This is a genomic window from Mycobacterium sp. Soil_C_30 (assembly GCF_057656995.1).
The window spans coordinates 44588-64709 of the sequence record NZ_JBDGJH010000023.1 but is presented as its reverse complement, the minus strand read 5'-3'; the positions used below and the strand labels follow the sequence as shown (position 1 = coordinate 64709).

At 66.1% G+C, this 20122-nt stretch carries 18 protein-coding genes; 8 read left to right on the top strand and 10 right to left on the bottom strand.

The features are described 5' to 3' along the window. Positions 1-35: 35 nt before the first annotated feature. The 4 genes from ipdE2 to fadD3 are packed head-to-tail and all read right to left on the bottom strand — an operon-like array spanning position 36 to position 4615. Positions 36-1004, bottom strand: coding sequence for an acyl-CoA dehydrogenase IpdE2 (gene ipdE2 / locus AC3A6P_RS29910; RefSeq protein ID WP_487696005.1), 969 nt, complete (start codon positions 1002-1004; stop codon positions 36-38). Then, positions 997-1956: an acyl-CoA dehydrogenase family protein gene (locus tag AC3A6P_RS29905; RefSeq protein ID WP_487696004.1), complete on the bottom strand. Its 960-nt coding sequence runs from the start codon at positions 1954-1956 to the stop codon at positions 997-999. The genes ipdE2 and AC3A6P_RS29905 overlap by 8 nt, the downstream gene beginning before the upstream one ends. After that, positions 1953-3095 (bottom strand): acyl-CoA dehydrogenase family protein, encoded by a 1143-nt coding sequence (locus AC3A6P_RS29900; protein ID WP_487696003.1) that lies wholly within the window; start codon positions 3093-3095, stop codon positions 1953-1955. Before AC3A6P_RS29900 ends, AC3A6P_RS29905 begins: the two co-directional genes overlap by 4 nt. After that, positions 3095-4615 carry a 3-((3aS,4S,7aS)-7a-methyl-1,5-dioxo-octahydro-1H-inden-4-yl)propanoate--CoA ligase FadD3 gene (fadD3, locus tag AC3A6P_RS29895; RefSeq protein ID WP_487696002.1) on the bottom strand — a complete coding sequence of 507 codons (1521 nt, stop codon included), beginning with the start codon at positions 4613-4615 and terminating at the stop codon, positions 3095-3097. Before fadD3 ends, AC3A6P_RS29900 begins: the two co-directional genes overlap by 1 nt. A 185-nt stretch (positions 4616-4800) precedes the next feature. Between fadD3 and ipdE1 the strand changes: the two genes are divergently transcribed. From ipdE1 to fadA6, 4 genes are read left to right on the top strand one after another with little or no spacing between them, the layout of a single operon-like run. Beyond that, complete coding sequence (gene ipdE1 / locus AC3A6P_RS29890) at positions 4801-5949, top strand: acyl-CoA dehydrogenase IpdE1 (RefSeq protein ID WP_487696001.1); 1149 nt, start codon at positions 4801-4803, stop codon at positions 5947-5949. Between the two features lie 13 nt (positions 5950-5962). Next, positions 5963-6751, top strand: a complete 789-nt coding sequence (ipdF, locus tag AC3A6P_RS29885) for a (5R,7aS)-5-hydroxy-7a-methyl-1-oxo-2,3,5,6,7,7a-hexahydro-1H-indene-carboxyl-CoA reductase (RefSeq protein WP_487696000.1) — start codon at positions 5963-5965, stop codon at positions 6749-6751. 36 nt (positions 6752-6787) lie between these two features. Continuing rightward, the gene (gene kstR2, locus AC3A6P_RS29880) at positions 6788-7393 is read left to right on the top strand and encodes a TetR family transcriptional regulator KstR2 (RefSeq protein WP_487695999.1); all 606 of its coding nucleotides are present in this window, start codon (positions 6788-6790) and stop codon (positions 7391-7393) included. 1 nt (position 7394) lies between these two features. After that, complete coding sequence (fadA6, locus tag AC3A6P_RS29875; protein ID WP_487695998.1) at positions 7395-8543, top strand: steroid 3-ketoacyl-CoA thiolase FadA6; 1149 nt, start codon at positions 7395-7397, stop codon at positions 8541-8543. Between the two features lie 67 nt (positions 8544-8610). Here the strand turns inward: fadA6 and AC3A6P_RS29870 are convergent, their stop codons facing one another. From AC3A6P_RS29870 to echA20, 6 genes are read right to left on the bottom strand one after another with little or no spacing between them, the layout of a single operon-like run. Beyond that, positions 8611-9717, bottom strand: a complete 1107-nt coding sequence (locus AC3A6P_RS29870; protein ID WP_487695997.1) for an NDMA-dependent alcohol dehydrogenase — start codon at positions 9715-9717, stop codon at positions 8611-8613. A gap of 2 nt (positions 9718-9719) precedes the next feature. Continuing rightward, positions 9720-10832: an NDMA-dependent alcohol dehydrogenase gene (locus AC3A6P_RS29865; protein ID WP_487695996.1), complete on the bottom strand. Its 1113-nt coding sequence runs from the start codon at positions 10830-10832 to the stop codon at positions 9720-9722. A 51-nt stretch (positions 10833-10883) separates the two neighbouring features. Further along, positions 10884-11957, bottom strand: coding sequence for a (3aS,4S,5R,7aS)-5-hydroxy-7a-methyl-1-oxo-octahydro-1H-indene-4-carboxyl-CoA dehydrogenase (gene ipdC / locus AC3A6P_RS29860; protein WP_487695995.1), 1074 nt, complete (start codon positions 11955-11957; stop codon positions 10884-10886). After that, on the bottom strand, positions 11954-12700 hold the full coding sequence (gene ipdB, locus AC3A6P_RS29855; RefSeq protein ID WP_487695994.1) for a cholesterol ring-cleaving hydrolase subunit IpdB: 747 nt from the start codon (positions 12698-12700) through the stop codon (positions 11954-11956). The genes ipdC and ipdB overlap by 4 nt, the downstream gene beginning before the upstream one ends. Then, positions 12697-13578, bottom strand: coding sequence for a cholesterol ring-cleaving hydrolase subunit IpdA (gene ipdA / locus AC3A6P_RS29850; protein ID WP_487695993.1), 882 nt, complete (start codon positions 13576-13578; stop codon positions 12697-12699). The genes ipdB and ipdA overlap by 4 nt, the downstream gene beginning before the upstream one ends. A 34-nt stretch (positions 13579-13612) precedes the next feature. Further along, positions 13613-14371: a (7aS)-7a-methyl-1,5-dioxo-2,3,5,6,7,7a-hexahydro-1H-indene-carboxyl-CoA hydrolase gene (echA20, locus tag AC3A6P_RS29845; protein ID WP_487695992.1), complete on the bottom strand. Its 759-nt coding sequence runs from the start codon at positions 14369-14371 to the stop codon at positions 13613-13615. Positions 14372-14424: 53 nt separating this feature from the next. Between echA20 and AC3A6P_RS29840 the strand changes: the two genes are divergently transcribed. The 4 genes from AC3A6P_RS29840 to AC3A6P_RS29825 all read left to right on the top strand — a co-directional run bounded on the left by AC3A6P_RS29840 (position 14425) and on the right by AC3A6P_RS29825 (position 19988). Further along, complete coding sequence (locus AC3A6P_RS29840; protein WP_487695991.1) at positions 14425-15201, top strand: SDR family oxidoreductase; 777 nt, start codon at positions 14425-14427, stop codon at positions 15199-15201. Positions 15202-15215: 14 nt separating this feature from the next. Continuing rightward, the gene (locus AC3A6P_RS29835) at positions 15216-16121 is read left to right on the top strand and encodes an SDR family oxidoreductase (RefSeq protein ID WP_487695990.1); all 906 of its coding nucleotides are present in this window, start codon (positions 15216-15218) and stop codon (positions 16119-16121) included. Positions 16122-16656: 535 nt separating this feature from the next. After that, positions 16657-17085: an MmpS family transport accessory protein gene (locus AC3A6P_RS29830; protein WP_487695989.1), complete on the top strand. Its 429-nt coding sequence runs from the start codon at positions 16657-16659 to the stop codon at positions 17083-17085. Continuing rightward, entirely contained in the window at positions 17082-19988 is a 2907-nt protein-coding gene (locus AC3A6P_RS29825; protein WP_487695988.1) for an MMPL/RND family transporter, read from the top strand. Before AC3A6P_RS29830 ends, AC3A6P_RS29825 begins: the two co-directional genes overlap by 4 nt. Positions 19989-20122 lie beyond the last annotated feature (134 nt).

The following is a 20122-nucleotide window of genomic DNA, read 5'->3' as shown; positions in this document are numbered from 1 at the left end:
CGGAATGCCCGCCCGCAACGCGGTCTTCACCGTAGTCAGATTACGGGCACGTCCCCGTCCATCTGGAGCACGTCCTGCTCGAGGCGACGCAGGTGCTCGCGCACGGGGCCCAACAGCTGCGAGGTGCCGTGCGCGCGTTTGAAATACAGCTGGATGTCGTGCTCAGCGGTGATCGCGATGCCGCCGTGAATCTGGATGGCCTCGCCCGCGACATCGGTCAACGCCTCGCTGGCGATGACGAATGCAAGTGCGGCCGTCGACGGCGACGGCTGGTTCACGGCTTCCTCCACCACAGCGGACGCCACCTGCACCTTGACGTAGAGATCGGCCATCCGGTGCTTGAGCGCCTGGAAGCTGCCGATGGCGCGGCCGAATTGCACCCGCTCCTTGGAGTACTCGACGGTGAGTTCCAGCGCCCGGGCGGCCGCCCCCACAGCTTCGGCGGCGAGCAAGAGTGCGGCGACGTCGAGCAGGCCGGGGTCAGCGCCGAGGGGCTGGCGCTGCCCGGCATCGATGCGGGCCAGCCGACGGGTGGGGTCCATGGTCGTCAGCGGGTGCGCCGCGAACTCCGTCCAGCGAACCAGCTGCCCGTCCTCGACAGCGACCACGATGTCGGCTGTATCGCCGCCCACCACGTGATCGGCGTCGAACACCACGGCGCCGGTGGCCTCACCAGCGGCCAGCGCCTCCAAGGCGTCGGTATCGGGATCGGCGACCGACAACAGGGCCACCTCAGCCAGGATGGTGCCCAGCAGCGGGGTCGGCACCAGGTTGCGGCCGAGCTCGGTCAACACGGCCGCAGCGTCGCTGAGTTCGCCGCCGGCACCCCCGAGATCTTCGGGTACCACCAGGGCTGCAACCCCGACCTGCTCGCACAGCAGCTGCCAGAGCTTCTCGTCGAATCCCCGCTCGGAGTCCATCGCCGCGCGCACGGCGGCCGGGGAGGCATGTTTGCCGACCAGATCCCGCACCGTCTGGACCAGCAGTTTTCTTTCGTCAGACATCGATGACCTCCAGCAGGCGCCGCCGATGGCCGGCCGGGTCGCCCCACGCCGAACGCAGCGCCTGAACCCGCAGCAGCCACAGTGACAGGTCGTGCTCGGCGGTGAAGCCGATGGCGCCATGGGTCTGCAATGCCGAGCGCGCCGCCAACAGCCCCGCGTCTGAGGCGGCCACCTTGGCGGCGCTGACATCACGCGCCGTCTCCGGCGTCGCATCGCCCAGCGACAACGCAGCGCCGTAGACCAGCGGCCGGGCCAACTCCAGCGCGATGTGGACATCGGCGAGTTTGTGTTTGATGGCCTGGTAGGAACCGATGATCCGGCCGAACTGGCTGCGCTGCTTGGCATATTCGCATGCCATGTCCAGCAGGGCCTGTCCGGCCCCGATCAACAGCGCCGCGGTGGCCAGCGAACCGAACTCGACGGCGCGGTCGACGTCGGCGGTCCAGGACTGGCCGGTGGCGGTGACGTCGGAGAGGGTGCGGCTGACGTCGACGGAGCGGTGACTCGCGCCGGCGACGCCTTCCTGTACCTCCACTCCGTCGGCCACCAGGATCAGCCCGGCGAATCCGGTGTCGACGGCGCGGGGCGCGACGCCGGGTACGGCGACGGTGGCGATCAGCTCACCGGCGGCCAGGGCACTGTTGCGTTCATCTCCGGCCAGCAGAACCGGTGCCACGGCAATGGATTCGACTACCGGACCCGGCACACACCAGCGTCCCAGCCGTTCCAGAGCCACCACCAGATCCACCGGGTGCGCACCGATACCGTCCTGCTCCTCGGGCACCGCCAAGGCGGTGACGCCGAGGTCGGCCAAGGTGGCCCAGACCTTACGTCCGGGGCCGGTGTCGCCCGCCGACCAGGCGCGCACCGCGGCAGGCACATCCGCGGCCCCCAGCGCAGCGTCGATACTCCTGGCGAAATCGCGTTGTCCTTCGTCGATTTCGAAATTCACTTTTTCTGTCCTTGGCTTTCACGCGGTAATCCGAGCAACCGCTCAGCGATGATGTTGCGTTGGATCTCATTGGTACCGGCGTAGATCGGGCCGCCGAGGGCAAAGAGGTAACCGTCGGTCCAGGAGTCGGCCAGCTCACCGTCGGCCGCGCGCAGATCCAGCGCGGTCTGGTGGATGTCGACATCCAGTTCGGACCAGAACACCTTGGTGACCGATGATTCGGCGCCGAGTTCGCCGCCGCCGGCCACTCGGGTGACAGTGCCGAAGGTGTGCAGGCGATACGCCTGCGCTTTGATCCACGCATCGGCCACCCGGTCGGTGAATTCGGGCCGTGGATTGTGCTTCCACGCCGTGACAAGGCGTTCAGCCGGCGCCAAGAACCGGGCCGGGCTGCGCAGCGACATGCCCCGTTCGTTGCTCGACGTGCTCATGGCGGCTTTCCAGCCCTCGTGGGGTGCGCCGATCACGTCTTCGTCGGGGACGAACACGTCGTCGAGGAAGATCTCCCCGAAACCGGTGTCGCCACCGAGCTGAGCGATGGGCCGCACGGTCACGCCGTCGGCTTTCAGGTCGAACATGAAGTACGTCAGGCCCTTGTGCCGCTGCGCTTCCGGGTCGGAACGGAACAACCCGAACGCGCGCTCGCCGAACACCGCACGTGAGCTCCAGATCTTCTGCCCGTTGAGTTTCCAGCCGCCATCGGTCTTGGTGGCGGTGGAACGCAAGGAGGCGAGGTCACTGCCGGATTCCGGTTCGGACCAGGCCTGCGCCCAGATCTCCTCACCGCTGGCCATCTTCGGCAGAATCCGGTCCAGTTGCTCTTCGGTGCCGTGCGCGAACAGAGTCGGTGCCAGCATCGAGGTGCCATTGGCGCTGGCCCGCCCCGGTGCTCCGGCGCGGAAGTACTCCTCCTCGTAGACCACCCACTGCAGCAGGGTGGCGTCGCGGCCGCCGTACTTCTCGGGCCAGGTGATCACCGACAATCCAGCGTCGAACAGGATCCGGTCCCAGCGCCGGTGCTGCTCGAAACCTTCTGCGGTGTCATAGGATTCGGTGGGAAAGTCGGACTTGTGAGCGGTCAGGAACTTCCGTACCTCGATGCGGAAGGCCTGCGCCTCGTCCCCGAAATTGAGATCCATCAGCGTCTTTCTCTCAGCTGCGGTTTGACGACCTTGCCGCCCGGATTGCGTGGCAACACGTCGAGGAACTCCACCGAACGTGGTGTCTTGAAGTTCGCGAGATGTTCGCGGGTGTAGGCGATCACCGTCTCCTGGTCCAATGTCGACCCGGGTTTGACGACGACGAACGCCTTGCCGACCTCACCCAGCCGGTCATCCGGGACGCCGATCACCGCGGCCTCGGCAACCCCGTCCAGGCGGGCCAGCACCTGCTCGATCTCGGCGGGGTAGACGTTGAACCCGCCGCAGATGTACATGTCCTTCAGTCGATCGGTGATGCTGAGATTGCCTGCCGCGTCGACGGTCCCGATATCACCGGTGTGCAACCAGCCGTCGTTGTCGATGGCCGCCTCGGTGGCGGCCGGGTCGTCGAGATAACCCAGCATCACGTTCGGCCCCCGCAGCAGCACCTCGCCGGTATCGGCGATGCGCAGCTCGAAGTCGGCGATCGGCCGCCCGCAGGTGGTGGCTACCGTCACGGCGTCATCGGATGCGCGGCACATCGTGCCGAAACCGCTGGCCTCGGTGAGACCGTAGGCGGTCAGGACGATGTCGATGTCGAGTTCGGACTGCATCCGCTCGATCAGGACCACGGGAACCACGGCTGCGCCGGTGACCGCGAATCGCAGTGAGGACAGGTCGTAGTCGGCGCGGTGGGGGTGGTCGAGCAGGGTCTGATAGATCGTCGGCGGTCCCGGCAGCACGGTGGCGCGATGCTCGGCGACGGCCTGCATCGTCTTCTCGGGGTCGTAGGTGAGCATCGGGATGAGTGTGGCGCCGGTTTGCAAGCACGCCAGGATGCCGGCCTTGTAGCCGAAGTTGTGGAAGAACGGATTGATGCACAGGTAACGATCGGAACTGGTCACTTCGCCGCAGGCCGCCCAGGCCGCCGGCGCCGACAGTGACTGCCGATGTGCGCACAGCACACCCTTGCTCCGGCCGGTGGTGCCCGAGGTGAAGAGGATGTCGGAGACGTCGTCCGGTGCGACGGCCGCGGCGCGGGCGTCCGCGGCCGCCACATCGGTTCCGCGCGCGACGAATTCGTCCCAGGTGCCGTCGTCCCTGTCCACCGGTACGCGGATGATGTGCCGCAGCGCGGGCAGCGCCGCCCGATCGAGATCGGCGACACGGTCGGCGCCCAGGAATTCACCCATGGCGATCAACACCGGCGCCTCGGTGCGGGCCAGGATGTCGGAGGCCTCACTCGCGGTGTACCGGGTGTTCAGCGGAACGACGACGCCCCCGGCGTAGTGCGCGGCCAAGCAGGCCACCACCCAGTGCCAGGTGTTGGGGGACCAGATCGCCACCCGGTCACCGGGAGCCACACCGAGGTCGATCAGTGCCGCGGCAGCCTGGCGCACTTCGTTGCGCAGCGCGCCGAAGGTCAAGGTCCTGTCGGCGGTGACCAGTGCTTCGTGCTCGGGTAGCTCGCGTGCGATCCGGTCCAACACCGCAGGAGTCGTCTGCGGGACGGTCGTCATCGTTGCCTCTTTCGGATCTGATCACCCGGCTCCTCCTCGAGCCGCTCCACAGGTTCCGCGTCTCGCATCGGTCGACCGGGCCGATGTACATCACCCGGCTCCTCCTCGAGCCGCTCCACAGGCTCCGCGTCTCGCATCGGTCGACCGGGCAACAAAGCAAGTGCTTGGTAGGTTAGCCTACAGGGGTGGAGGAGGTCCAGAAGTTCCGGGCAGAGGTCCGCGAGTGGCTGGCCGACAATCTCGTCGGCGAGTTCGCGGCGCTGAAAGGCCTCGGCGGCCCGGGTCGTGAACACGAAGCGTTCGAGGAGCGGCGGGCGTGGAATCAGCACCTGGCCAAGGCGGGGCTGACCTGCCTGGGCTGGCCGGTCGAACACGGCGGACGCGGCCTGTCGGTGGCCCATCGCGTCGCGTTCTACGAGGAGTACGCGCGCGCCGATGCCCCGGACAAGGTCAACCACTTCGGTGAGGAGCTGCTGGGGCCGACGCTCATCGCCTTCGGCACACCCGAACAGCAGCAGCGGTTCTTGCCGCGGATCCTCGATGTCACCGAACTGTGGTCGCAGGGTTACTCAGAACCCGGCGCCGGCAGCGACCTGGCGAATGTGTCCACCACCGCAGAGCTCGACGGCGACAGCTGGGTGATCAACGGGCAGAAGGTGTGGACTTCGCTGGCGCACTGGGCGCAGTGGTGTTTTGTGGTGGCGCGCACGGAGAAGGGTTCCAAGCGCCATGCCGGTCTGTCGTATCTTCTGGTGCCGCTGGACCAGCCGGGTGTCGAGATCCGCCCGATCATCCAGCTCACCGGTGACTCCGAGTTCAACGAGGTGTTCTTCGACGACGCCCGCACCGATGCGGATCTGGTGGTCGGCGAGCCGGGCGACGGGTGGCGGGTGGCCATGGGCACGCTGACCTTCGAGCGCGGTGTTTCCACGCTCGGTCAGCAGATCCGTTATGCCCGTGAGCTTTCCGGCATCGTCGCGTTGGCTCGGCGTAATGGCAGTGTCGATGATCCAGTGATCCGGGAGCGGTTGACCCGTGCCTGGGTGGGTCTGCGGGCCATGCGCTCGTACGCGCTGGCCACCATGGACGTCGAGCGTCCCGGCGGCGACAACGTCTCAAAGCTGCTGTGGGCGAACTGGCATCGCGGACTCGGTGAGCTGGCCATGGACGTCAAGGGCGCCTCCGGGCTCACCCTCGACGGCGGCGAGTTCGACGAGTGGCAGCGGCTCTATCTGTTCTCCCGCGCCGACACCATCTACGGCGGATCCAATGAGATCCAGCGCAACATCATCGCCGAGCGGGTGCTCGGCCTACCGCGAGAGCCCAAAGCGTGAGGAAGCCCAGAGGATGAGCCTGTCGCAAGCCCCCAAGGAGATCGAGGGCCACGGATTATTGCGCGGCAGAGTGGTTTTGGTGACCGCCGCCGCCGGAACCGGGATCGGATCAGCCACCGCGCGCCGTGCGCTGGCCGAGGGTGCCGACGTCATCGTGTCCGATTACCACGAACGCCGACTCGGGGAGACCCGCGACGAGTTGGCGGCGCTGGGTCTGGGCAAGGTCGAGGCAGTGGTGTGCGACGTGACGTCCACCGGCGCCGTCGACGCGCTGATCGCCGGTGCGGTGGACAAGCTGGGCCGTATCGACGTCCTGGTGAACAACGCGGGCCTGGGCGGGCAGACCCCCGTGATCGATATGTCCGACGACGAATGGGACCGCGTTCTCAACGTCACGCTGACCTCCGTCATGCGGGCCACCCGTGCTGCGCTTCGCTACTTCCGTGATGCGGACCACGGTGGTGTCATCGTCAACAACGCCAGCGTGCTCGGCTGGCGGGCTCAGCATTCACAGGCGCACTACGCCGCCGCCAAGGCCGGCGTCATGGCGCTCACGCGGTGCAGCGCCATCGAGGCCGTCGAGTTCGGTGTGCGGATCAACGCCGTCTCGCCGAGCATCGCCCGGCACAAATTCCTGGAGAAGACCAGCTCGGCGGACCTCCTGGATCGGCTCTCGTCGGACGAGGCGTTCGGGCGTGCGGCCGAGCCGTGGGAAGTGGCGGCCACCATCGCGTTCCTGGCCAGCGACTACTCGAGTTACCTCACCGGCGAGGTGATCTCGGTGTCGAGCCAGCACCCATAGCTGGCCAAGCAAGTGCTTGGTTGGTACTCTGCCAGGATGGACAACACCGCGCCAACGCGCCGCGACGAGCTGTTGACGCTCGCCGCGACGATGATGGCCGAGCGCGGGTTGCGGGCCACCACGGTCCGCGATATCGCCGACGCCGCCGGGATCCTGTCCGGGAGCCTCTATCACCATTTCAAGTCGAAAGAAGAGATCGTCGACGAGGTGCTGCGGAGCTTCCTGGACTGGTTGTTCGCTCGGTATCAGCAGATCATCGACACCGAGCCCAATCCCCTGGAACGGCTCAAGGGGCTGTTCATGGCGTCATTCGAGGCAATCGAACACCGCCACGCCCAGGTGGTGATCTACCAGGACGAGGCCAAGCGGCTGTCCTCCCAGCCGCGTTTCGCCTACCTGGAAGCCCGCAATCGCGAACAACGCAAGATGTGGGTCGACGTCCTGCGGCAGGGCATCGACGAGGGGCGCTTCCGTCCCGACATCGACGTGGATCTGGTGTACCGATTCATCCGCGACACCACCTGGGTGTCGGTGCGCTGGTATCAACCCGGGGGCGGTCTGACCGCCGAACAGGTTGGTGCCCAGTATCTTTCGATCGTTCTCGGCGGCATCGCCGCCACCAGTCAAACCGAAGGAGTCTGACATGCCCGAGGCGTACGTCATCGACGCCGTGCGTACCGCGGTCGGCAAGCGCAACGGATCGCTGGCCGGCCTGCATCCGGTCGACCTGGGTGCCGCCGCCTGGCGTGGTCTCTTCGACCGCGTCGACGTCGACCCCGGTGTCGTCGACGACGTGATCGCCGGCTGTGTCGATGCCATCGGCGGCCAGGCCGGCAACATCGGGCGGCTGTCCTGGCTGGCCGCCGGATACCCGGAAGAGGTTCCCGGGGTCACCGTCGACCGTCAGTGCGGTTCCAGTCAGCAGGCCATCTCCTTTGGCGCACAGGCGATCATGGCGGGTACCGCCGACCTCATCCTGGCCGGTGGCATGCAGAACATGAGCCAGATCCCGATTTCGTCGGCGATGACGGCGGGGGAGCAGTACGGCTTCACCTCGCCCACCAACGAATCGAAGAGCTGGCTGCACCGGTACGGCGACCAGGAGATCTCGCAGTTCCGCGGCGCCGAGATGATCGCCGAGCGCTGGGATCTGTCGCGTGAGGAGATGGAGGAGTTCGCCCTGGCCAGCCACCAGCGAGCGCTGGCGGCAATCCGCGGCGGGCACTTCGCCAACGAGATCATTCCCATCGACGGGTTCGGTGTCGACGAAGGCCCGCGCGAGACGTCGCTGGAGAAGATGGCCGGATTGAAGACTCTGGTCGAAGGCGGCCGGCTGACGGCCGCCTTGGCCAGCCAGATCTCCGACGGCGCATCGGCGGTGCTGCTGGCCTCGGAGCAGGCCGTCAAGGACCACAATCTGACGCCGCGGGCCCGCATCCACCACATCAGCGCCCGTGGAGCGGATCCGGTCCTCATGCTGACGGGTCCCATCCCGGCGACGCGGTACGCGCTGCAGAAAACCGGTTTGACCATGGATGATATCGACACCGTGGAGATCAACGAGGCGTTCGCGCCGGTGGTGCTGTCGTGGATCAAGGAACTCAAGGTCGACCCGAAGAAGGTCAACCCCAACGGCGGTGCGATCGCGCTAGGGCATCCGCTGGGCGCCACCGGAGCCAAGCTGTTCGCCACCATGCTCAACGAGTTGGAGCGCACCGGCGGCCGCTACGGCCTGCAGACGATGTGTGAGGGCGGCGGCACCGCCAACGTCACGATCATCGAGCGCCTCTAGAACCTGCGATTTCGGCGCGCTCGTAACCGCTCAGCGGTTACGAGCGCGCCCAAATCCCAAATCCCGCTCAATGCAGGATCACGCCGCGGATGTTGCGGCCTGCGCGCATGTCGGCGTACGCCTCGTTGATCTCGCCGAGCTTGTACTCGTGGGTCACGGTCTCGTCGAGCAGCAGCTTGCCGTCACGGTAGAGGTCCAGGAGACGGTGAATGTCGTTGCGCGGATTGGCTTGTCCATAGAGACTGCCCAGCAGACGCTTCTGGTACAGGGTGAAGAACATCAGCGGCAGCGTCGCGCTCATCTCGGTGATCGACGCGATGGCCGTGACCACCACCGCGCCCCCTTTGGACACGAGGTTCAGCGCGTCGTTGATCATCGGGCCCTCGAGCATGCTCATCGCCAGGATCGCCGAGTCGGCCATCACACCGCGGGTGAGTTCGGCGACCAACGATGTGGCTTCGTCCACCGAGGTGACGAAGTGGGTGGCGCCGAACTGAAAAGCTCTGTCCCGCTTCGCTTCCACGATATCGACGACGATGATCCTCTCCGCACCCGCGAGCCGCGCACCTTGGATGGCGCCGCTGCCGATGCCGCCGCAGCCGATCACCACCACCGTGTCACCGGGCCGGACGTCGGCGGTGTTGACCGCAGAGCCCCATCCGGTTGTCACGCCGCAGCCGAGCAGGCACGCACGTGACAGCGGCAGATCGTTGTCGATCTTGACCAGCGATGATTCCGAGACCGTGCTCAGCTGCGAAAACGTTCCCAATCCGGCCATCACGCCCACGTCGGTGTCCCGGGCGCGGCGTCGGTAGGTGCCGTCGAGTTGCATGCCCGTCATGGTCATCGCACCCTGGTCGCACAGATTCTGCTTACCGCGGGCGCACCACCGGCACCGGCCGCAGGCCGGCAGGAACGAGGCCACCACGTGGTCACCGGGCTCGAGGTCACGCACCCCGGGCCCGACTTCCTGGACGACGCCCGCACCCTCATGACCGCCGACAATCGGCAGTGGAGCCGGCAGATCGCCGGTCCGGACGTGCTCATCGGAGTGGCACAAACCGGTGGCCTCGAAGGAGACCAGCACTTCGCCGTCTTGCGGCGGGTCCAGGTCGATCTCTTCGACACTCCAGTCCTGGCCGTACTCCCAGAGCACCGCGGCTGTGGTTTTCATGGTCAGTGGTCGTGGATGATGACGCCGCGGATGTTGCGTCCGGCGAGCATGTCGTCGAACGCCACGTTGACGTCGCCGAGCTTGTACTCGGTGGTGACGGCCTCGTCGAGCAGGAGCTTGCCTTCGCGGAACAACCGCAGCAGTCGCGGGATGTCGGCGCGGGGATTGGCCTCCCCGTACAGGCTGCCCAGCAGCCGTTTCTGGAACAACGTGAACATGGCCATCGGTAGCGTCGGGGTGACATCAGCGGCCGCGGCGATGCCCGTGAGCACCACGGCGCCGCCTTTGCGGATCATGTCGAGGGCCTGACCGATCATCGCGCCCTCCACCAGACCCACGGTGAGGATCGCCGAGTCGGCCATCACGCCATGGGTGGTCTCGGCCACCAGCGTGGTGGCCTCCTCGATCGAGGTGGCGAAATCCGTCGCGCCCAATTCCAGTGCCTTGTCCCGCTTCTCGGCAACGATGTCCACGGCGACGACCCGCTCGGCCCCGGCGATCCGCGCGCCCTGGATGGCGCCGCTGCCGACTCCGCCCACGCCGATCACCACCACGGTGTCACCCGGTGAGACCTGCGCGGTGTTGACCGCCGAACCCCAGCCCGTGGTGATACCGCAGCCCAGCAGGCAGGCCCGCGACAGCGGCAGGTCGTCGTCGATCTTGACCAGCGAGGCGTCGGACACCACACCGTATTGCGCAAAGGTGCCGAGCAGCAGGGACACTCCGATGTCCTGCGAGCCGATGTGTCTGCGATAGGTGCCGTCGAGTTGCGTCCCGGACAGCAACAGTGCGCCCAGATCGCACAGGTTCTGGTGTCCGCTGGCGCACCACCGGCATTTGCCGCAGGCCGGCAGGAACGACGCGACCACGTGGTCGCCGGGTTTGAGATCGCGGACCCCCGGGCCGACTTCCTGCACGATGCCCGCACCCTCGTGTCCGCCGACGATGGGGAAGGGGGCCGGGAAATCGCCGGTGCGGGCATGGTGATCCGAGTGGCACAGTCCGGTGGCTTCGAACGACACCAGGACTTCGCCGTCCTTCGGTGGATCGAGGTCCATCTCCTCGATGCTCCAGTCGCCGTGCACGTCCCACAGGACAGCCGCGTTCATCTTCATGTCGCGTGAGTGTAGGAAAGCTCGACACCTGTCACGGGGGATTGGCAGAACTCAGGGCTGAATGTGCCCCGCCGCCGATTGCAGGTGCTTCACCGCGTCCCGCACGATCTCGTCGATCAGCTCGGCGCACGACGGCAGATCGTCGAGAATGCCCGCCACCTGACCCGAGGCCAGCACCCCCGCGTCGGTGTTTCCCTCGACCAGACCGGCTTTGAGCAGCATCGGCGTGTTGGCGGCCATCACCACCTGGGACCAGGTGAGATCTTTGCCGTGCCGCATCGCCAGGCCGTCGGTGATCATCGACTTCCAGGTCATGCCCGACATCTTCTTGAACTTCTGGGCGTTGCGGAGGGCCGCCGAGAATCCCCGGGCACGTGAGCCGCTCTCCAGCTTCTCCACCAGACCGGTCCGCAACACCCGATGGGGCATGCCGTCGACGCGGGTGGACACCACGGTGCCGTCCAGGGCCGCGGCGAGGTAGCGCTGCTTGACGGCCTCGGGCACCGTCGAATCCGAGGTCAGCAGGAATCGGGTGCCCATCGCGACGCCCGCGGCGCCGTACGACAGCGCGGCGGCCAGCCCACGGCCGTCGAAGAATCCACCCGCGGCGATCACCGGCATCCCGGTGTCGGCGACCGCGTCGAGCACGGACGGCAGCAGCAGGGTTGTCGCGATGGGCCCGGTGTGCCCGCCGCCTTCTCCGCCCTGCACGATCACGGCGTCGGCGCCCCAGCCGGCGACTTTCTTGGCGTGTTTGGCCAGCCCCACCGAGGGGATCACCACGACGCCCGCCTCCTTGAGCCTGGCGATCAGTTCCGGTTTGGGGGCCAACGCAAAGGACGCCACCTTGACGCCCTCCCGGATCAGCAGGTCCACCCGTTCCCCGGCGTCCCCGGCGTCGGCGCGGATGTTGATGCCGAACGGCTTGTCGGTGGCCGCCTTGACCTTGGTCACCGCCGTCTGCAGCTCCTGCAACGTCATGGTGGCCGATGCCAGGATGCCCAGCCCGCCCGCATTCGACGTCGCCGAGACCAACCGGGCTCCGGCCACCCAGCCCATGCCGGTCTGGACCACGGGATGCTCGATGCCGACGAGCTCGGTCAGCGGCGTGACCAATCTGGTCACGATCGGATCTCCCTGTCTCGCAACGTCTTCGGATCGATCGACTCGCGAATCAAGGTGAGTTCCTCATCGGACGGCAACCGGGTGGTCTCGGCGGACTCCAGGCCGTGGACCTCGAAGCCGGTGTTCTCGGCGACCTGCGCGGCCTCCACGCCCGGGTGCAGCGACACCGCCCGCATCTGATGCTCCGGGCCGTTGAAGTCGAACACCCCGAGGTTGGACACCACCCGGTAGACGTTGACGAATCGATAGGCGGGGTTGTCGGGATCGACTTTGTCCCAGCCGATCCCCGAAACGATGTCCACGGATCCGAACACCCGGGTGCTGTGATTGCCCACCCAGTAGCTGGTGGCGTGGTTGATGGTGTTGCCGGGCGCCCCGCGCACGCCGAACATCTGCCGTTTGGGATGCTGCAGCGGCCCGAACGCCGAGAGGTTCTGGTTGCCGTAGCGATCGATCTGGTTGGCGCCCATCACCACATGCCGGCGCCCCCACGCCAGGGTTTCAAAAACGCGACCGAACGGCATCCAGCCCTCGATGGCCCCCGTGGCGCCCAGGGCCGGGGTGTCGGCCAGGATCCGGGCTTCACCGTCGGTCAGCAGGATGTCCGGGGAGAAGGTGAGTCGAGCCAGGCGGGCGCCGATCGACACCATGTTCGCCATGGGGCTCACCATGATCTCGCCGGCATCGCGGAACAGCTCGGCGCAGGCAACCGCACAGATCTCGGCTCGGGTGGCGGTGCTCACTTGACTGCCTCCTCGGCGAACTTGCGCACTGCGGCCTGGTAGTCGTCTTCACTACCGGACAGATATGTCGAGACGAACTGCTGCCACCCCTCATCGCTGCCTGCGGCCTCGGCGTAGTGGCGCTGGAACTTCTCGTCGCGTCGGTAATCCGGTTCGGCGGTGGTGAAGTGGGCCCCGCCGGGAGCCTCGACCACATGATCGACCATCATGCGGTTCACCAGCAGAGCCTGCGGCGGAACGGCTTTCACCAATTCGTCGGTGGGCACCAGCTTTTCGACGCTGAGCAGGCGCCGTTCCGCGGCCATCAGGAACAGGTCGTCGAAGTAGGGGTCGATACCGGTGTAAGCCGCATTGCCGTGGACATCACCGAGATTCAGGTGGGTCAGCGCCACATCCAGCGTCAGCGCCGGCATGGCGATCAACTCCTCGTATCCGTCGCCGGTCGGATACGGCGAACGCACCGTCTTGAGTTCGTCGCCCCAGAACGCCCGGACATCGCTGCCCAGTCCCGCGCGGATCGGCAGGAACGGAAGGCGTTGTGCCGCAGCCTGTAAACCGCAGCGCAGCATTCCTTCGTCCATCTCACGCGCTTCGATGGCCCCAGAAGTGCGGGCTTTGGCGAACCAGGGGTCGTAGAACGGTGGCGAGTCCAACGACACGAAGCCGTAGTAGACGCGCTTGACCTTGCCTGCTGAACACAGCAGCCCGAGATCGGGTCCGCCGTAGGTGACCACCGTGAGATCGGTGACGTCGGTCCGCAGCAGTGCGCGCACCAGTGCCATCGGCTTACGACGTGAGCCCCAGCCGCCGATCCCGATCGTCATGCCGCTCTCGATGGACGCGACGGCCTCGTCCAGAGTGGTTGTCTTGTCTGTCATTTCGTCCCCTGCCGCTTCGCTCCTGCCCTCCGAATCACTTGGCGTCCTTCTTCGACGTGCCGGCGAACGCATCCCGGTGCTCATCGGAGACACCGGCGAGGTTCAGCTCGAAGGTGAAGCCCTGTTCCATGCGGTACCTGGCGTTGACGGGCTGCACGTCGATGAAGTTCAGCGCCTCCTTGGCGGCGCGAATGACCCGCGTGTCCTTGGCGGCGATGTCACGTGCGACGCGCAGGGCAGCTTCGTCGAGGTCGGCGCGCGGCACGACCTCGTGCACGGACCCGAAGTGGTGCAGGGTGTCGGCGTCCACCGTGGCCGCGGTGAAGAACAGCCGGCGCATCAAATGCTGCGGCACCAATCGCGACAGATGGGTGGCCGCTCCGAGTGCTCCGCGTTCGACCTCCGGCAGGCCGAACGTCGCATCATCGGAAGCGACGATCACGTCGGCGTTGCCGACCAGGCCGATACCGCCACCGACGCAGAACCCGTTCACGGCGGCCACCACGGGCACCGCGCATTCGTACACCGCGCGGAAGGCTTCGAAACATCCGCGGTTGGCGTCGATCAGGGCGGTGAATCCTTCGGTGCGCTGCATCTCCTTGATGTCCACCCCGGCGTTGAAGCCGCGTCCTTCGGCACGAAGGACCACCACGTGGGTGCTCGGATCGCGTCCTGCGGCGGTCAGGGTGTCGGCGAGTTCGAACCAACCGCGCGACGGGATCGCATTGACCGGCGGGTAATCGACCGTGACCGAGACGATGCCCGGTTCCACGGTCTTTGTGGTGATCGGCATACGGAGCTCCTGGGTGGATACCTAAGCAAGCACTTGCTTGGTACGCTAACACAGTGACCGCAGGCTCTGACAACACAATCCAGCTGGGGCTCGAGGGTCGCGTCGTGCTCGTGACCGGGGGCGTGCGAGGGGTCGGCGCGGGTATCAGCGCCGTGTTCGCCGGCCAGGGGGCCACGGTGGTGACCTGCGCCAGGCGGCCGGTCGACGGCTTGCCCTACGAGTTCCACGCCTGCGATGTCCGCGACGACGACGCGGTCCGGGGACTGATAGATGCCGTTGTCGCAAGGCACGGCCGCCTCGACGCGGTGGTCAACAACGCGGGTGGGTCGCCCTACGTGCCGGCTGCCGAGGCGTCGGCCAAGTTCAGCACGAAGATCATCGAACTCAATCTGCTTGGCCCGCTGTCGGTCTCGCAGCACGCCAACGCCGTGATGCAGAACCAGGCCGGTGGCGGCACGATCGTCAACATCTCCAGCGTCAGTGGGCGCCGCCCCACCCCGGGGACCGCCGCCTACGGCGCCGCCAAGGCCGGCGTGGACAGTCTGACCAGCACGCTGGCCGTCGAGTGGGCGCCCAAGGTCAGGGTGAACTCCGTCGTCGTGGGCATGGTCGAGACCGAACAGTCCGAGTTGTTCTACGGTGATGCCGAGTCGGTGGCGGCGGTGGCGGCCACCGTGCCACTGCAACGGCTCGCGAAGCCGTCGGATATCGGTTGGGCCGCAGCATTTCTCACTTCTGACGCGGCGTCGTATATCAGCGGCGCCACCCTCGAGGTGCACGGTGGTGGCGAGCCGCCCACGTACCTCGAAGCTTCCAGTGCCAACAAATGAGGAGAGACATCGACATGGGACTGCTCGACGGCCGCGTGGTCATCGTGACGGGCGCAGGCGGCGGCATCGGCCGTGCGCATGCGCTGGCGTTCGCCGCAGAAGGCGCTCGTGTGGTGGTCAACGACATCGGCGTGGGCCTCGACGGCTCACCTGCCGGTGGCGGCAGCGCCGCCCAGGCGGTGGTGGACGAGATCGTCGCCGCGGGCGGTGAAGCCGTCACCAGCGGGGCCAACGTCGCGGACTGGACGCAGGCCGAAGGTCTGATCCAGACGGCTGTGGACTCCTTCGGTGGTCTCGATGTGCTGGTCAACAATGCGGGCATCGTCCGTGACCGCATGTTCGCCAACACCAGCGAAGAGGAGTTCGACGCCGTCATCGCCGTGCACCTCAAAGGGCATTTCGCCACGATGAAGCACGCGGCCGCGTTCTGGCGCGCCCAGTCCAAAGCGGGCAATCCGGTGGATGCTCGCATCATCAACACCAGCTCCGGCGCCGGGCTCCAGGGCAGTGTCGGTCAGGGCAACTACAGCGCCGCGAAGGCCGGTATCGCGGGGATGACGTTGGTGGCCGCCGCCGAGATGGGCCGCTACGGCGTCACCGTCAACGCGATCGCCCCATCGGCACGTACTCGCATGACCGAGACCGTCTTCGCCGACATGATGTCGACTCAGGACGACGACTTCGACGCCATGGCGCCGGAGAACATCTCCCCGCTGGTGGTGTGGCTGGGCAGCTCCGAATCCCGCGAGGTCACCGGCAAGGTCTTCGAGGTCGAGGGCGGCAAGATCCGGGTGGCCGAGGGTTGGGCGCACGGCCCGCAGGTGGACAAAGGCGCACGCTGGGATCCCGCCGAACTGGGTCCGGTGGTCGCGGACCTGCTGGCCCAGGCGCGGCCACCGGTCCCGGTGTACGGCGCCTGATTCGCCCGATACTGAAACACGTTCACCCGCGGTTCGAGCCCCGAGCAAAATCCCATTCTACTGAGATGAAAATCATGCTTTCTGTTCGCGGAGAGCGAAAGTAGGAGTCTGGGGTCGCGCCCCCGGCCGGCGCACGCGCCGAGTGGTGCCCAGAAAACCCGGCGCACCGAGCAGGCGACCCCGCGCGCAAGCGCGGGCAATCGCCCGGCCGGAGGCGCGCTCACCTGGGCTGATCAGCTGCAGATGCGGTGCGATTCCGCCTCGCTTCACGGTCTCGCGTCGGTGTCCTCGGCAATCATCGGCGGCGCCGTCGTGTTGTCGGCAAAGCGGAGGTAAGTGCGACACCGAATGCGCCTGGGCTCTCACTTGTCACATTCGGTGAGCCAGCACACAGCAAAAGGCTCAACCTGGGGGAGACGGTCACTAGTTATATGAACTAATCTAAGTCGACTGTTAGAGAGGGCTGAGATCGACTGGTGCGCCGATGCGGTCCGCCAGGGCTCAGCCAGCAAGGTTCAGCGGAAGTCGGGGTTCCATGACTAGGGCGTTGAAGCGGGCATGGATCCCGCTGCTCATCGTAGTCGTCGTCTTGATCGCTGGGTTCACCGTCAACCGTATCCGAGGCTTCTTCGCTTCGGAGGGGCCACTGGTGACGCCGGTGAATTTCGCCGACGATCCCGAACCGTTCGAACCCAAGGTCGTCGAGTACGAGATCTACGGGTCGGGTGGCACGGCCGACGTGAACTACATCGATCTCGAAGGCAAGCCCCAGCGCGTGGACGGCGCGGCCTTGCCGTGGCGGGTCCGGCTGGAGACGACCAACCCATCGGCGATGGCCCAGGTGGTGGCGCAGGGTAAGGGCAGCAGCCTGACCTGTCGCATCATCGTCGACGGTGAGTTGAAAGAAGAGAGGACCGTCGACGGCGTGAGTGCCCAGACCTACTGCATTGACAAGTCCGCATGAGCGCACGCCATAACGAACCGCTGAAGAGCGATCCACCCACCGACGCATTCGCGCCGGTCAAAGAGCAGCACCGCCCGTTCATCCCGAGGATGATCCGCGCCTTCGCGGTGCCGATCATCCTCGTCTGGATCGGTCTGATCGCCTTCGTCAACATCACCGTTCCGCAACTCGAGACCGTCGGGCAGCAGCAGGCGGTCTCGATGAGCCCCGACGAGGCGCCGTCGGTGATCGCGATGAAGCGCGTGGGCGATCTGTTTCAGGAGGGCACCTCGGACAGCGCGGTGATGATCGTCCTCGAGGGGCAGGAGCCGCTCGGTGACGAGGCGCACCGCTTCTACGACGAGATGATCAAGAAGCTCCGGGAGGACCCGGAGCACGTGCAGTCGGTGCAGGACTTCTGGAGTGACCCGCTGACCGCCCCGGGTTCGCAGAGCCCGGACGGCAAGGCCGCCTACGTTCAGGTGAAGCTCGCCGGCAACCAGGGCGAGGCGAAGGCCAACGAGTCGGTCGAAGCCGTCCAGGAGATCATCGCCGGCCTCCAACCTCCGGACGGCGTCAAGGCCTTCGTCACCGGCCCGGCCGCGTTGGCCGCCGACCAGCACATCGCCAGCGACCGCAGTATGCGGCTGATCGAGGCCGTCACGTTCACGGTCATCATCGTGATGCTGCTGCTGGTCTACCGGTCGATCATCACCACCATCCTGATGTTGGTGATGGTGGTGCTCTCGCTGGCCGCCACCCGCGGCGTCGTGGCGTTCCTCGGCTATCACGAGGTCATCGGGCTCTCGGCGTTCGCCACCAACCTGCTGGTCACGCTGGCCATCGCGGCATCTACGGACTATGCGATTTTCCTGATCGGGCGCTATCAGGAAGCCCGAAGTCTCGGCGAGGACAAAGAGCAGGCCTTCTACACGATGTTCCACGGCACGGCCCATGTCGTGGCCGGCTCTGGCCTGACGATCGCCGGTGCCACGTTCTGCCTGAGCTTCACCCGGCTTCCGTACTTCCAGACCATGGGTGTGCCGCTGGCCATCGGCATGTGTGTGGGCATCATCTCGGCGCTGACGCTCGGGACCGCGATCATCACGGTGGCCAGCCGGTTCGGGCTCTTCGAGCCCAAGCGCGCCATGCGTATTCGCGGCTGGCGCAAGGTCGGTGCGGCCGTCGTGCGCTGGCCCGGGCCCATCCTCGTCGGTGCCACCGCGTTGGCGCTCGTCGGCCTGCTGACCCTGCCGGGCTACAAGACCAACTACAACGACCGGGACTACCTGCCGGCGAACCTGCCCGCCAACGAGGGTTATGCGGCGGCCGACCGTCACTTCAACAACGCGCGGATGAACCCGGAACTGCTGATGATCGAGAGCAATCGCGATCTGCGGAACCCGGCCGACTTCCTGGTGATCGAGAAGATCGCCAAGGCCATCTTCCAGGTCGACGGCATCGCGCGTGTGCAGGCGATCACCCGGCCGCAGGGGCAGCCGATCGAGAACACGTCGATCCCCTTCATGATGAGCCAGCAGGGCACGCTCTCGACACTGAACCAGAAGTACAACCAGGACCGCATGGCGGACATGCTGGTTCAGGCCGACGACATGCAGAAGACCATCGACAACATGACGAAGATGCAGAGCATCACCGTCCAGATGGCCGACACCACGCATCAGATGGTGGGCCAGATGAAGAACATGGTGGTCGACATCCAGATGTTGCGCGACAACATCTCGACGTTCGACGACTTCTTCCGGCCGCTGCGCAATTACTTCTACTGGGAACCGCACTGCTACGACATCCCGATCTGTTGGGCCCTGCGGTCGATCTTCGACACCCTCGACGGCATCCAGATCATGACCGACGACATCCAGAATCTGATGCCGCAGATGGAGCGGTTGGACACGCTGATGCCTCAGATGGTCGCGCTGATGCCGTCGATGATCGAGACGATGAAGTCGATGAAGACCATGATGCTGACGATGCACCAGACACAGGCTGGTATGCAGGAACAGCAGCGCATCATGCAGGAAAACGGCACCGAGATGGGCGAAGCCTTCAACGCGGCCAAGAACGATGATTCGTTCTACCTGCCGCAGGAAGCGTTCGACAATCCCGACTTCCAGCGCGGTCTCGAACAGTTCCTGTCGCCCGACGGGCATGCGGTGCGGTTCATCATCAGCCACGACGGTGATCCGCTCTCACCCGAAGGTGTTGCCCGCATCGACTCGATCAAGCTGGCGGCCAAGGAGGCCATCAAGGGCACGCCGTTGGAGGGCTCGACGATCTACCTCGGTGGGTCGGCGGCGACCTTCAAGGACATGTCCGACGGCAACACCTATGACCTGTTGATCGCCGGAATCTCCTCGCTCTGCCTGATTTTCATCATCATGCTGATCATCACCCGGGCGGTGGTCGCCTCCGCGGTGATCGTCGGCACGGTGGTGTTGTCGCTGGGTGCGTCGTTCGGTCTGTCGGTGTTGTTGTGGCAGCACATCCTCGGCATCGAACTGCACTGGATGGTGCTGGCCATGTCGGTGATCATCCTGTTGGCCGTCGGTGCTGACTACAACCTGCTACTGGTGTCCCGGCTCAAAGAGGAGATACACGCCGGCCTGAACACCGGCATCATCCGGGCCATGGGTGGCAGCGGCTCGGTGGCGACGGCGGCCGGGTTGGTATTCGCCTTCACCATGATGTCCATGGCGGTCAGTGAGCTGACGGTCATCGGCCAGGTGGGCACGACGATCGGCCTGGGTCTGCTGTTCGACACCCTGGTGGTGCGTGCGTTCATGACACCCGCGATCGCGGCGCTGCTCGGCAGGTGGTTCTGGTGGCCGCAGAATGTGCGGACCCGTCCCAAGCCGTCACCGTGGCCCGCGCCGCCGGCGGAAAAGGAACCGACTCCGGTGTAACCGAGTGTGGAGCTGGTCCACGCCAGGCTTGGCTTGGCGTGGATCAACTCCACACTGGTGGTCGCGAAGTGCGTTGCCCGAGTGTGGAAAAGGTGCACGCGTAGGCGGCGCCGGCGTGGATCAACTCCACACTC

What these genes read in the sequence shown, in the direction of transcription:
- ipdE2 (WP_487696005.1), bottom strand. Translation starts at nt 1,004, where the DNA reads ATGTCTGACGAAAGAAAACTGCTGGTCCAGACGGTGCGGGATCTGGTC.
- AC3A6P_RS29900 (WP_487696003.1), bottom strand. Translation starts at nt 3,095, where the DNA reads ATGGATCTCAATTTCGGGGACGAGGCGCAGGCCTTCCGCATCGAGGTA.
- fadD3 (WP_487696002.1), bottom strand. Translation starts at nt 4,615, where the DNA reads ATGACGACCGTCCCGCAGACGACTCCTGCGGTGTTGGACCGGATCGCA.
- ipdF (WP_487696000.1), top strand. Translation starts at nt 5,963, where the DNA reads ATGAGCCTGTCGCAAGCCCCCAAGGAGATCGAGGGCCACGGATTATTG.
- kstR2 (WP_487695999.1), top strand. Translation starts at nt 6,788, where the DNA reads ATGGACAACACCGCGCCAACGCGCCGCGACGAGCTGTTGACGCTCGCC.
- fadA6 (WP_487695998.1), top strand. Translation starts at nt 7,395, where the DNA reads ATGCCCGAGGCGTACGTCATCGACGCCGTGCGTACCGCGGTCGGCAAG.
- AC3A6P_RS29870 (WP_487695997.1), bottom strand. Translation starts at nt 9,717, where the DNA reads ATGAAAACCACAGCCGCGGTGCTCTGGGAGTACGGCCAGGACTGGAGT.
- AC3A6P_RS29865 (WP_487695996.1), bottom strand. Translation starts at nt 10,832, where the DNA reads ATGAAGATGAACGCGGCTGTCCTGTGGGACGTGCACGGCGACTGGAGC.
- ipdA (WP_487695993.1), bottom strand. Translation starts at nt 13,578, where the DNA reads ATGACAGACAAGACAACCACTCTGGACGAGGCCGTCGCGTCCATCGAG.
- echA20 (WP_487695992.1), bottom strand. Translation starts at nt 14,371, where the DNA reads ATGCCGATCACCACAAAGACCGTGGAACCGGGCATCGTCTCGGTCACG.
- AC3A6P_RS29835 (WP_487695990.1), top strand. Translation starts at nt 15,216, where the DNA reads ATGGGACTGCTCGACGGCCGCGTGGTCATCGTGACGGGCGCAGGCGGC.
- AC3A6P_RS29830 (WP_487695989.1), top strand. Translation starts at nt 16,657, where the DNA reads ATGACTAGGGCGTTGAAGCGGGCATGGATCCCGCTGCTCATCGTAGTC.
- AC3A6P_RS29825 (WP_487695988.1), top strand. Translation starts at nt 17,082, where the DNA reads ATGAGCGCACGCCATAACGAACCGCTGAAGAGCGATCCACCCACCGAC.